The organism is Bradyrhizobium sp. 160, assembly GCF_023073735.1.
Lineage (GTDB): Bacteria > Pseudomonadota > Alphaproteobacteria > Rhizobiales > Xanthobacteraceae > Bradyrhizobium.
Map to the genome: position 1 here is coordinate 323,539 of NZ_JADPKD010000054.1, position 11,775 is coordinate 335,313.

The window sequence follows — 11,775 nt, forward strand, 5'->3', positions numbered from 1 at the left end:
GAGCAATCCCGGCCTTTTTCTTTTGGTGAGTTGGGCTCACTGCCTCCACACCGTCATTTGCGAGCCACCGGGTCCGCGCGAAGCGCGGCCCGATGGCAGGCCGCGAAGCAATCCAGAGTCTTTCCGCGGAGGCAGTCTGGATTGCTTCGTCGCCAGCGCAAAATTGCTTCGCAATTTTGTCGCGGGCTCCTCGCAAAGACGGAGAATGGGGCTACGGCGCAGCCTTACTCCGCCGGCTCAGCCGCGAGCGTCGGATAGTCCGTGTATCCTTTCGCGCCGCCGCCGTAGAACGTGGTCTTGTCCCAGTCGTTCAGGGCCGCGCCCTGCTTCAGCCGTTCGACCAGGTCGGGGTTGGAGATGAACGGCTTGCCGAACGCGATAAGATCGGCCGCATTCGCGTCCAGCACCTTGTTCGCGAGATCGAAGCCGTAGCCGTTATTGGCGATATAGGCGCCCGAAAAGCGCTTGCGCAAGGACGCATAGTCGAACGGTGCGAAGTCCCGCGGTCCGCCGGTGGCGCCTTCGACGACGTGGAGATAGACCAGCTTGAGCGCGCTGAGACCGTCGACGATGTGATCGAACAGAGCTTGCGGATTGCTGTCGGAGATGTCGTTGGCAGGCGTCACCGGTGAGATGCGAATGCCGGTGCGATCGCTGCCGGCTTCAGCCGCGACGGCTCTGGAGACCTCAAGCATCAACCGCGCACGGTTCTCGATGGAGCCACCATAGGCGTCGGTTCGCTTGTTGGCGCCGTCCTTGGCGAACTGATCGAGCAGATAGCCGTTGGCGCCGTGGATCTCGACGCCGTCGAAGCCGGCTTCGAGCGCATTCTTCGCGGCGCGCTTGAAGTCGTCGATGATCCCAGGAATTTCGGACAGATCGAGCGCGCGCGGCTCGGAGACGTCGGCGAAGCCGCCGTTGACGAAGGTCTTGCTCTTGGCGCGGATTGCGCTCGGCGCCACGGGGGCTGCGCCATTCGCCTGGAGGTCGACATGCGAGATGCGGCCGACATGCCAGAGTTGGATGAAGATCTTGCCGCCGCGCTCATGGACGCGGTCGGTGACCTTGCGCCAGCCGGCCACCTGGTCTTTGGAATAGATGCCGGGCGTGTCCTGGTAACCCTGGCCCTGCTGCGAGACCTGGCTCGCTTCGGTGATCAGGAGCCCCGCGGAAGCGCGCTGGCCGTAATAATCGGCCGCGAGCGGACCAGGTACGAACGTGCCGGCCGCAGCACGGTTGCGCGTCAACGGCGCCATCACCAGGCGATTGGCCAGCGTGATCGGGCCGAGCTTGTAGGTCTCGAACAGTTTGGTCGGACGGCTCATGGGAATGCTTCCAGGCGATGAGAGGTCACGAACACTTGTGCATCGCGATAACAGGCGCAAGGGAGGAGCCATACGGAAAGTGCAGGCGAGCTGCGCGGCGAGCTCGGCGCAGCATGAATCATGTGCAAATTCGGCCGCGGCGGCAGCTTCGATCTCCTGCCGCAGCCGCTTGCATTTTCGAAATTAGTTCGCGCCGAGGAAATCGCGCTTGCCGATCTCGACGCCGTTGTGGCGCAAAATGCCATGGGCGGTCGTGGCGTGGAAATAGAAGTTCGGCAGCGAAAACGAGCTCAGGAATTGCTGGCCCTTCATGGTGATGGATTTGTCCGGACCGGCCGGGAAGGTGACGTCCTTGACGTCGGCACCTTCGAACTGCTCGGGCTTGAACGACTTCACGTAATCGATGGTGTTGGCCAGCCGCTGCTTCAGCTCTGCGAAGCCGGTCTCGGTGTCGGCCGTTGCGGGCACCTCGCTATGGGTCAGCCGGGCACAGCCCTTGGCGGCGAAATCGCTGACGAGCTGGACCTGCTTCGACAGCGGCAGCATGTCCGGAAACAGGCGTGATCCGAGTAGGACGCTGGGGTCGATCTTTTTGGCCGCGCAATGTGCCTCCGCCTTGGCGAGCAGGCCGGTGAGGCTGTTCAGGATTTGCAAATAGGCGGGGACGACGGCGTCGTAGAAGGACATGTGATGCTCGCTTCGATGGGAGGGCAATCAGGAGAAAACCTGAGCGACTCACATGGGAACGTCATGGAAAAATACAATCGCGGAATTGGCTTGTGCGATGCGAAAATTCTCCTTCGATGGCTCGTGGTGCCGTAGCCGCCACACCTCTCGCTGTCATGTCGCGCCACCCGGGCTCGTCGAAGCCGAGACCGGTGGCGGGGCATGACGCGAGTTAGGCTCGCTTATCTCACGATGCCCGCCGGCTGCGCCTGGGCCGTGCCGCCGCGCATGCGGGCCAAGAGCTCCGTGGTCGGCCAAGAATCGGCCGGCAGGCCGTGCTTGATCTGCATCGCCTTCACCGCGGCGCGGGTCTGCTGGCCCAGCACGCCGTCGACCTTGCCGACATTGAAGCCGGCACGCACCAGGAGCTGCTGCAATTCCTTGAGCTCGTTGAACGGCAGCTGCGCCACCGGCGCCGTTGGCTTGCGCATCGGCGGGGCGCCAGCGATGCGCGAGGCGAGATAGCCAGCCGTGGTCGAGTAGATCAGCGAGTTATTCCACTCGGTGTAGGCGGCAAAATTCGGATACGCCATGAACGCCGGCCCAAAGCGTCCCATCGGCAGCAGCACGGAGGCGGCGAGATTGTCGTTCGGCAGCGGACGTCCGTCAGGGTAGGTGACCCCCAGCTGCGCCCATGTCGAGCGCGGCTCCCGCACGGTGAGATCGGTCTTGTCCCACGGCAGGTTTGGCGGCACCTTGATCTCCTCCAGCCACGGCTCGCCGCGCCGCCACTTCAATCCGTTGGCGATGTAATTCGCGGTCGAGCCGATCACGTCGGCTCCCGAGCGCAGCAGGTCGCGCCGCCCGTCGCCGTCATAGTCGACGGCGTAGTTGACGTAATGCACGGGCAGGAACTGCGTCTGCCCGAGCTCACCGGCCCAGGAGCCGATCATCTCATCGGGATGCAGATCGCCGCGGTCGATGATCTTCAGCGCGGCAATGGTCTCGTTGACGAACATCTCCGAGCGGCGGCAATCGTAGGCGAGCGACACCAGCGATTTCAGCGTCGGCAGGTTGCCCATGTTGGCGCCGAAATCGCTTTCCAGCCCCCAGAACGCGGCGATGACGGCCGGCGGCACGCCATATTCCTTCTCGGCGCGCGCGAATGCGGCCGCGTATTGCTTGATGTGCTGCTGGCCGTTCTGCATGCGATAGGGCGCGGCCATGCGGCCGGCAAATTCGGTGAACAGCTGGCCAAACACCCGCTGGCCGCGGTCACGGTTGACGATGCCCTGGTCGTAGATGAGATACGGCGAAGCCTCCGCGATCGTGCGCTGCGACACGCCGGCAGCCATCGCCTGTTGCTTCACGTCGGCCAGGAAGCGATCGAAGCTCGCGCCATTGTGGCACGACGCCGCGCGCGGAGAGGGAGCCTTCGGCACTGCGGGCTTGGCGGGTGGCGGGGCGAACTGGGCGAAGGCGCAAGAGGAGTAGGCGGCGAGAGCAATGGTCGCGATCGCATATCGGGTCAGGAGCATGAGGTTTCCGGAGGGAGAGGCGCTTGAATTCTTGATGAAGTTTAATGGGACGTTCGCGCTCAAACCAGTGCCGCGGCTCCGCGACGCACCTTGAAAACCTTGCGCCCGGGGCGGGGTCATCCCTACCTCATGCCTGCCGGCCTGCTGGCGTCTCCAGCGCCCGCGGCCGCGCCAGGAGACGGCCATGAACTATCTTCGTACCGCAATGCTGCTCGCAGGCCTCACTGCCCTGTTCATGGGCGTGGGCTATCTGATCGGCGGTGCCTCGGGCGCCATGATCGCGCTTGTCATTGCCGCCGCGACCAATCTCTTCACCTACTGGAACTCCGACCGCATGGTGCTCTCGATGTACGGCGCCCATGAGGTCGACCGTGCCAGCGCGCCGGAGCTGGTCGGCCTCGTCGCCGAGCTTGCCGGCCGCGCCGGCCTGCCGATGCCGCGCGTGTTCCTGATGGACGAGCCGCAGCCTAACGCGTTCGCGACCGGCCGCAACCCGGAGAACGCCGCGGTAGCCGTCACCACCGGCCTGGTGAGCCAGCTCAGCCGCGAGGAGCTCGCCGGCGTGATCGCGCACGAGCTGGCGCATATCAAACATCACGACACGCTTCTGATGACGATCACCGCGACGATTGCCGGCGCGATCTCCATGCTGGCGCAGTTCGGCATGTTTTTCGGCGGCAATCGCGACAACAACAACGGTCTGGGCATCGTCGGCTCGATCCTGATGATGATCCTTGCCCCGCTCGGCGCCATGCTGGTGCAGATGGCGATCAGCCGCACCCGCGAATATGCCGCCGACAATCTCGGTGCGCGCATCGTGGGACAGCCGATGTGGTTGGCGTCCGCGTTGGTGAAGATCGAGGGCGCCGCGCATCAGGTGCCGAACTTCGAGGCGGAGCGGAATCCCGCGACCGCGCACATGTTCATCATCAATCCGCTGTCGGGCCACGGCGTCGACAATCTGTTCGCCACCCATCCCTCGACCCAGAACCGCATCGCGGCGCTTCAACAGCTCGCGGCCGAACTCGGCGCTCGGTCAGCGCCGTCGCTCGGCGCCAACGAGAACTATCCGCCGCGAAGCCCGTGGGGCCGCTCCTCTTCGCGCGGTCCTTGGGGCTGATGCGGCACCGGCTGGAAATTGGCTCTGCTTTGTGACCTGGCGCACACAGGATCCCCGGCGCCGGTGTTAACATCCCGGCGAGACCACTTCTTCGAAAGGGGATGCGTGACCGGCCCTCTGCCGGGCACCGTCGAAGATGACCAGAGCTGCCGTACCATTGCTGATCGTCCTTTGCGTGCTTATTGGGCTGTCCACGCACATGGTCGTCAATTGCGGCGACGAGGACGATCCCGACATCTGCTCAGCCGTGATCGGCTTCTCGCCGCTGCGCGGCTCGCTGATCGCGTTCGCCTATGAGGGGCGCGGACGGATCGCGCTGCGCCATGGCGACTTCACGCGGGCGATCGCCGATTTCGATGAGGCCATCCAACTCAATCCCAACCGCGCCTCACTCTATCGAGACCGAGCGCTGGCGCGCCGGCAGAACGGCGATCTGGAGCTTGCGATTGCGGATTATGACGAGGCGATCGCGCATGACCCCAAGCTCGCCGCGCCCTATCACCAGCGCGGTCTCGCGCTCGCTGCCAAAGGCGATCTCGACCGCGCCATCCTGAGCTACAACACGGCGGTCCGCCTCGACCCCTCGGACGCGCAGGCCCGCCTCGACCGCGGCTTTGCATTCCTCGCCCGCGGCCAGACCGACGACGCACGGGCCGATTTCGAGGCAGCGCTGGCGCTGCCGCCCGGCAAGGACGGCCGCACCCATGAGGCGGCACGTGCCAAGCTCGCCGAGCTCGCCAGCGCCGAGCCGACCCGGCTCGCCGCGCCGAGAAGGTGAGCTGATTACTTCGCCTTCTTGGTTTTGGCCTTCTTCGCCTTCGCAGCCTTCTTCACCGGCTTCTCCTTCGCCGTCTTCTCCACCTTTGCCGCGACCGGCGTGCTGGCGGCGAGGCGCATGGCGCGGGCGTAGCTGTCGGCGACGTTGTCTGCGGACATCTGGAGGCGCTTGGCGGCGGCGGTGGCCTGCTCCAGGGTGGCCTTGGCCATCATCTTGAAGCGGTCGCTGGTCTCCTTGCCCTTGGCCTTGGCGGCAAGGCCGTTGAAGCGATCCCGCCGCTCCTTGGCGCGGGTCATCAGGCCCGTATGCAGCTGTCTGGCCAGTTGCCGGATCACGACATCCAGGTCGGCGTCCGCCATGTTGTTCTATCCCCTTCGAAAACAATATCGATGCGGGCGGGACTATGCAGATCGGCCCCCACCTTGGCAATTCCCGCTGAGCCGCCATCCGCAGCTTCCGGTTTACAAAACAAAAAAGCCGCGCATTTCGCGCGGCTCTGATGTCATCTGGCGCAGGACGCGCGACGTCAGCCTCACTTCAGCGAGGCGACCGGACCGCTTGGGGCTGCAGGGTCGGGGTCGAAGCCGAACACGCCGACCAGGTATTTGTAATAGTCCGGCAACTTTTCCTTGAGCGCCTCGCGAGACTTCGGATCGTGGAATTCGCTCTTGCCGGCCAGGAAGATGCTCGCAGTCACCGCAAAGAACTCCACGGGATTCTTCATCGCATAGGATTCCCTGGGCAGCAGGTCCTTGGACTTGGCCAGGGCGTAATAGGCGATCACGCCCTTGTTGGCGTAGCCGTCCGGCAACAGCCGCGCGTGGTAGGCATGCAGGAGCTCGTGCAGCAGCACGGCCTCCTTCTCGTAACGCATCATGTCGGGCCGCAGCATGATCACGCCGAGCCCCGAATCGACCGCGAGATCGACCGCATTCGGATTGGTCCAGCGCTGCTTGTCGGGATCCCAGACCGTCAGCGTCCGGGGAGCGCTGCGCTGGATGTCCGGCGTGACCCTGCCATAGCAGGCGGTCGCGGCACCTTCGTCGAGGCAGGCCAGCTCGCTCGCGACGATCGGAACGGTGTGGAAGAAGCGCAGCACGCGCGGCGACAGGCCGACGCCTTCGACGACGTCGATCTGGCTCTTCAGATTGCTGGTGAGCTTGTCGACATCCTTGCGGTCGCGATTCTCGGACAAGTCGAACATGTAGCCGCGGTAGCTCTGGAAGCCGGGCGGCAGCGGCTGCGCTGCGTCGGTCGACGCATCGAGCGATCCGGCAATGGATGGATTGACGAAGAGCGCGCCGACGATGGTTGCGGTCAGCAGCAACGCAATGCGCATGATGAACCCCCTGATCTCACCTCGCCCGGCATGATAAGCCACCGTCGTTCGCGAAACGTGAGTGGGGCAAGACTAAGGCACCGATGTTGAGGCGTGCTTAATCCCTGGTTGCAGATCGCGGCGACGGATTAGGGCGGGGTTAACCAAGCGTGGATCGGCGGCGCGCTTCGGCGTAACATCCGCTCCGGGCACCAGGCCCTTACATCAGTAGCCGGAAGGAGGATGTCATGTATGCCGCCATCCGTCAGGCCAAGGCGAAAAGCGGGAGCGCTGAAGAGCTGGCGCGCCGCATCAAGGACGGCGCCGTCCCGATCATCAGCGACGTCGACGGTTTCCGCGCCTATTACGTCGTCTATGCCGGCGACGACACGGTGACCGCGATCTCGATCTTCGACAAGTTCGAACAGGCGGAGGAGGCGAACCGGCGTGCGATCGCCTGGATCGAGAAGGATCTGGCTCCGCTGCTGGCGGGACATGCGAGCGCTGCGGCCGGGCCGGTGATCGTGCATACGCTGGCGTAGGGGGCGGTAGGGACTAGGACGGTGGAACTTGGACGGGGCACTCTCGCCCCACCCTCAACTGTCATCGCCCGGTCAAGCCGGAGCATGACAGCGGTGTGTCTCACAATTCCCGTGCATTCGAGAAGGCGAAACTCGACACCCGCCGCGTCGTCTCATCCAGGATCAGCGTGCGCGTGATCGGCGGCTCGGCACGCTGGGCGCAGTTTTCGCGCTCACAGAGACGGCAGTTGACGCCGATCGGCGTGCCCTCGGTCTTCTCCAGGTCGATCCCCGCAGCGTAGGTCAGGCGCGCGGCGTGACGGATCTCGCAGCCGAGGCCGATGGCGAAGCGCGGCTGCGGCAGCGGGTGCGGCGCGATGGGGCGGCGCACCATTTGCGCGATCGAGAAATAGCGCGTGCCGTCGGGAAGCTCGATCACCTGCTTCAGCAGGCGGTCCGGCGTGTCGAAGGTCGAGTGCACGTTCCACAAGGGGCAGGTGCCGCCGAATTTGGAGAATGGGAACGTACCGGAGGAGAAGCGCTTCGAGACGTTGCCGGCATTGTCGACGCGCAAGAGAAAGAACGGAATGCCGCGCGCATTGGGCCGCTGCAGAGTGGTGAGCCGGTGGCAGACCTGCTCGAAACCGGAATTGAAGCGCTGCGCCAGCACGTGGATATCGTAATTGAGCGCCTCGGCCGCGGCCAGGAACGCCGGGTAGGGCATCATGACAGCGGCTGCAAAATAATTGCCAAGCGTGATGCGGAACAGCCGCCGCGGCGCGTCGTCGAGCGGGCCGGATCGGCCGATGATGGTCTCGAAATGCTGCGCGCATTCACCTAAGCCGAGCTGGAAGGCGAGCTGGAACGCACGGCCGGGCGGGTCGACCAGCTCGGAGATCAGGAGCTGGCGGCGGTGGCGATCGAACCGCCGCAGCGTCTCGCGCATCACGTCGACGGGCATGATACGGGTCTGGATCGAATGCTTTTCGCGCAAGCGCGCGGCCAGCGCCGCATAGAGCCCTTCGGCCGGCACGTTCAGCTCATCGCGAAGGTTTTCCGCGGCCTGCTCCAGCTCCGGGAAATAGTTGCGATTGGCCTCGATCAGTTCGCGCACGCGCTCGACCGGATTGGCCTCATAACGCGTGCCGACGTCGCGGTCGGCCATTTGCGCGGCCGCCAGCGTCTCGCCCTGGCGCGCCTCGGTATAGGCGGCATAGAGCCGTTGCAGCGCATGAGTCACGCCGGGGCAAAGCTCGGCGAGGTCGCGCAGCTCCTGCTTGGGCACGTCGATCTGGCGGAACAAGGGATCGGAGAAGATTTCGTTGAGCTCGGCGAAGAAGCGGTCCTCATCGGCGGTGGCGAGGTCGCGCAGGTCGAGGTCATAAGTCTCGGCCAGCCGCAGCAGGATCTGCGCGGTCACCGGACGCTGGTTGCGCTCGATCAGGTTGACATAGCTCGGCGAGATCGAGAGCCCCTCGGCGATCTGGGTCTGCGACAGCCCCAATTGCTGCCGGATCCTCCGGAAACGCGGGCCGACGAACAGTTTCTTCCCGGAGAACAGTTTCTTCGCGGAATCGACAGGCATTTCTCAGGACTCCGTAGGCATCAAGGACAGTCTTGCTGACCTATAATTTACAAAATTTACAAAGTAACATCTAGTACATGTTCTTATGTTACATGACATCACCAATAAGAAACAAGCCATCTGTACGAAGTTTCTGTTTTCGCGTTTAGCTCCTGACACGCATTTCGCAATGCATTGTCAAGAATGTCGATGGCTCGCCCGTCGATAGCGAAAGGATCAGGCACATGAACTATCAGCCCCGCGGCATCAGCACCCTCCTGCGCCCGGCTTCGTATCAGAGCGAAATCGAGGCGGCTCAGGCGCTCCTTGAGACCCAGCCGACCTGGAACGGGGTGAAGGCCGAGGCCGTCGCACGCATGCGCCTGCAGAACCGTTTCAAGACCGGCCTCGATATCGCCCGCTACACCGCCGCGCTGATGCGGGCCGACATGGCCGCCTATGACGGCGACCCCACCAAGTACACCCAGTCGCTGGGCTGCTGGCACGGCTTCATCGCCCAGCAGAAGCTGATCTCGGTCAAGAAGCACTTTGGCAAGACCGATCGCACCTACCTGTATTTGTCGGGCTGGATGATCGCCGCGCTGCGCTCCGAATTCGGCCCGCTGCCCGACCAGTCGATGCACGAGAAGACCTCGGTGCCCGCCCTGATCGAGGAGCTCTACACTTTCCTGCGCCAGGCCGACTCGCGCGAGCTCAACGACATCTTCCGCGCGCTCGACAAGGCCCGCAAGGAAGGCGACAAGGTCAGGGAGAAGGAGCTGATCGAGAAGATCGACAACTTCCAGACGCATGTCGTGCCCGTCATCGCCGACATCGACGCCGGCTTCGGCAATGCGGAGGCGACCTATCTGCTCGCCAAGAAGATGATCGAAGCGGGCGCCTGCGCGCTCCAGATCGAGAACCAGGTCTCCGACGAGAAGCAGTGCGGCCACCAGGACGGCAAGGTTACCGTGCCGCATGACGTTTTCCTCGCGAAGATCCGCGCCTGCCGCCACGCCTTCCTCGAGCTCGGCGTCGAAGACGGCGTCGTCGTGACCCGCACCGACTCGCTCGGGGCCGGCCTGACGCAGCAGATCGCCGTCAGCCACAGGCCCGGCGACATCGGCGACCAGTACAACAGCTTCCTGGATTGCGAGGAAGTGACGGCGGAGAACGCCAGGAACGGCGACGTCATCATCAACCGTAACGGCAAGATGATGCGTCCGAAGCGGCTGCCCTCCAACCTCTATCAGTTCCGCCCGGGCACCGGCGAAGACCGCTGCGTGCTGGACTGTATCACCTCGCTTCAGAACGGCGCCGACCTGCTCTGGATCGAGACCGAGAAGCCGCATATCGAGCAGATCGCCAAGATGGTCGACCGCATCCGCAAGGTGGTTCCCAACGCGAAGCTGGCCTACAACAACTCGCCGTCCTTCAACTGGACCCTCAACTTCCGTTGGCAGGTCTACGATGCGATGAAGGAAGCCGGCAAGGACGTCAGCCAGTACAACCGTGCCGAGCTGATGAAGGCGGAATATGATGACACGCCGCTGGCGAAGGAAGCCGACGAGCGCATCCGCACCTTCCAGGCGGATTCGGCCAAGCGTGCCGGCATCTTCCACCATCTGATCACGCTGCCGACCTATCACACCGCGGCGCTGTCGACCGACAATCTGGCGCGGGAATATTTCGGCGAGCAGGGCATGCTCGGCTACGTCAAGAACGTCCAGCGCGCCGAGATCCGTCAGGGCATCGCCTGCGTCAAGCATCAGAACATGGCCGGCTCCGATATCGGCGACGACCATAAGGAATATTTCGCCGGCGAAGCTGCCCTGAAGGCGGGCGGCGCCCACAACACGATGAACCAGTTCGGCTAACGCATCACGCACTTCGACAGGAGACTGACATGACCAAAGGCAGCAATTTCTGGGTGATCGGCGGCGAGTTCGGTTCGATGAACTTCCACAAGCTCGTGGAAGGCTCGGCCCAGGTCAAAGGTCCGTTCAAGACCCGCAAGGAAGCCGAGGACTGCTGGCGCGAGGTGTCGGAAGAGAGCCGCTACAAGGCCGGCGTCCGCTTCTCCATCGTGGAAGAGCCGTCGCGGGTCTCGGCCTAAGGATCCCGGCTGCCGATCGAACTAAGAAGACGTCCAAGGACGGATGGTCCCACCTAGGCCTTAGCCTGGGTGGGATCGTCTGTTTTCGGCACAGGTGAAACGTCTGTGGGCGCCGTAAGTATCTGGAATTGTGTACCCTTTGCGGGCGCTGTGGTTGCTGATAGGTTAACTCCCGTGTTTGAGGACGAGGCCGACAATGTCAGAGCCCGAAACCAGCGGGATTCATCCCAGCCAGCCGCGCCCGGTGCGGCTGCGCGATGCACTGTTGCGCGCCCGGATCGAGGCCGCCGACCGGACCGGCGTGGTCGTCGACCTCAGGGATGCCGAGGTGGCCCGGCTGGAGATCCTCAACGACGCGCTCGATCCTCTGTTCGCGCAGGTGCCGGAGCAGATCGACCTCTTCGACCGCGGCATCAGCCAGGGCGATACGCCCAGGCTCTGGATCGACGTCGTCGCCCACATCTTGATGGGGCGTGACAAGCGGATGTACCGCTTCGTTCAGGACACCCGCTTCGGCCGCATCGTGCTCGCCGAATCGCACGACACTGCGGTTATCGTCGAGGCCGTCACCGATTATGTCGCGCGCCGCATGATCGAGCGCGAGCGCGCGATGGTGGTGCCGCCCGAGCCGAAGCCCGCCGCCGAGCCGCCGCGCCGCTCGCGCGTGTGGCCGTTCCTGTTCGGCTTCATTCTCGGCGCCGCGGCGCTGTTCGGCCTTGCCGTAGTAGCGGCCTTGCGGAGCTGGTGAGGACAATTCTCGTAGCCCGGATCGAGCGAAGCGCAATCCGGGATACCTGTCGCGACAGATGCACTGCCCCGGATTACGCTA

General features: G+C 64.0%; 12 protein-coding genes. 6 read left to right on the forward strand and 6 right to left on the reverse strand.

The annotated features are described in order from the left end of the window. Positions 1-224: 224 nt before the first annotated feature. The 3 genes from IVA98_RS21115 to IVA98_RS21125 all read right to left on the reverse strand — a co-directional run bounded on the left by IVA98_RS21115 (position 225) and on the right by IVA98_RS21125 (position 3,529). A complete protein-coding gene (locus IVA98_RS21115) occupies positions 225-1,325 on the reverse strand; it encodes an alkene reductase (protein WP_247355484.1) in 1,101 nt (366 codons plus the stop codon). Positions 1,326-1,508: 183 nt separating this feature from the next. Beyond that, positions 1,509-2,012, reverse strand: coding sequence for a DUF1993 domain-containing protein (locus IVA98_RS21120; protein ID WP_247355485.1), 504 nt, complete (start codon positions 2,010-2,012; stop codon positions 1,509-1,511). Positions 2,013-2,233: 221 nt separating this feature from the next. Then, the gene (locus IVA98_RS21125; RefSeq protein ID WP_247355486.1) at positions 2,234-3,529 is read right to left on the reverse strand and encodes a lytic murein transglycosylase; all 1,296 of its coding nucleotides are present in this window, start codon (positions 3,527-3,529) and stop codon (positions 2,234-2,236) included. Positions 3,530-3,713: 184 nt separating this feature from the next. Between IVA98_RS21125 and htpX the strand changes: the two genes are divergently transcribed. Then, a complete protein-coding gene (gene htpX, locus IVA98_RS21130) occupies positions 3,714-4,649 on the forward strand; it encodes a zinc metalloprotease HtpX (RefSeq protein ID WP_247300929.1) in 936 nt (311 codons plus the stop codon). 136 nt (positions 4,650-4,785) lie between these two features. Beyond that, the gene (locus IVA98_RS21135; RefSeq protein WP_247300928.1) at positions 4,786-5,427 is read left to right on the forward strand and encodes a tetratricopeptide repeat protein; all 642 of its coding nucleotides are present in this window, start codon (positions 4,786-4,788) and stop codon (positions 5,425-5,427) included. Positions 5,428-5,432: 5 nt separating this feature from the next. Here IVA98_RS21135 and IVA98_RS21140 read toward each other — a convergent pair whose 3' ends face one another. Both IVA98_RS21140 and IVA98_RS21145 read right to left on the reverse strand, forming a co-directional pair. Further along, on the reverse strand, positions 5,433-5,786 hold the full coding sequence (locus IVA98_RS21140; RefSeq protein WP_247300927.1) for a hypothetical protein: 354 nt from the start codon (positions 5,784-5,786) through the stop codon (positions 5,433-5,435). Between the two features lie 173 nt (positions 5,787-5,959). Continuing rightward, a complete protein-coding gene (locus tag IVA98_RS21145; protein WP_247300926.1) occupies positions 5,960-6,766 on the reverse strand; it encodes a hypothetical protein in 807 nt (268 codons plus the stop codon). 227 nt (positions 6,767-6,993) lie between these two features. Between IVA98_RS21145 and IVA98_RS21150 the strand changes: the two genes are divergently transcribed. Next, a complete protein-coding gene (locus IVA98_RS21150) occupies positions 6,994-7,287 on the forward strand; it encodes an antibiotic biosynthesis monooxygenase (protein WP_247279589.1) in 294 nt (97 codons plus the stop codon). A 100-nt stretch (positions 7,288-7,387) separates the two neighbouring features. On the opposite strand, the gene IVA98_RS21155 is transcribed toward IVA98_RS21150, so the two are convergent. Next, on the reverse strand, positions 7,388-8,851 hold the full coding sequence (locus IVA98_RS21155; protein ID WP_247300925.1) for a helix-turn-helix domain-containing protein: 1,464 nt from the start codon (positions 8,849-8,851) through the stop codon (positions 7,388-7,390). A gap of 224 nt (positions 8,852-9,075) precedes the next feature. Here IVA98_RS21155 and IVA98_RS21160 point away from each other — a divergent pair, with 224 nt between their 5' ends. The 3 genes from IVA98_RS21160 to IVA98_RS21170 all read left to right on the forward strand — a co-directional run bounded on the left by IVA98_RS21160 (position 9,076) and on the right by IVA98_RS21170 (position 11,694). After that, positions 9,076-10,707, forward strand: a complete 1,632-nt coding sequence (locus IVA98_RS21160) for an isocitrate lyase (RefSeq protein WP_247279591.1) — start codon at positions 9,076-9,078, stop codon at positions 10,705-10,707. A gap of 29 nt (positions 10,708-10,736) precedes the next feature. Beyond that, the gene (locus tag IVA98_RS21165) at positions 10,737-10,946 is read left to right on the forward strand and encodes a DUF4170 domain-containing protein (protein ID WP_247279592.1); all 210 of its coding nucleotides are present in this window, start codon (positions 10,737-10,739) and stop codon (positions 10,944-10,946) included. 196 nt (positions 10,947-11,142) lie between these two features. Then, entirely contained in the window at positions 11,143-11,694 is a 552-nt protein-coding gene (locus IVA98_RS21170) for a hypothetical protein (protein ID WP_247300923.1), read from the forward strand. The last annotated feature ends 81 nt before the right edge of the window (positions 11,695-11,775 follow it).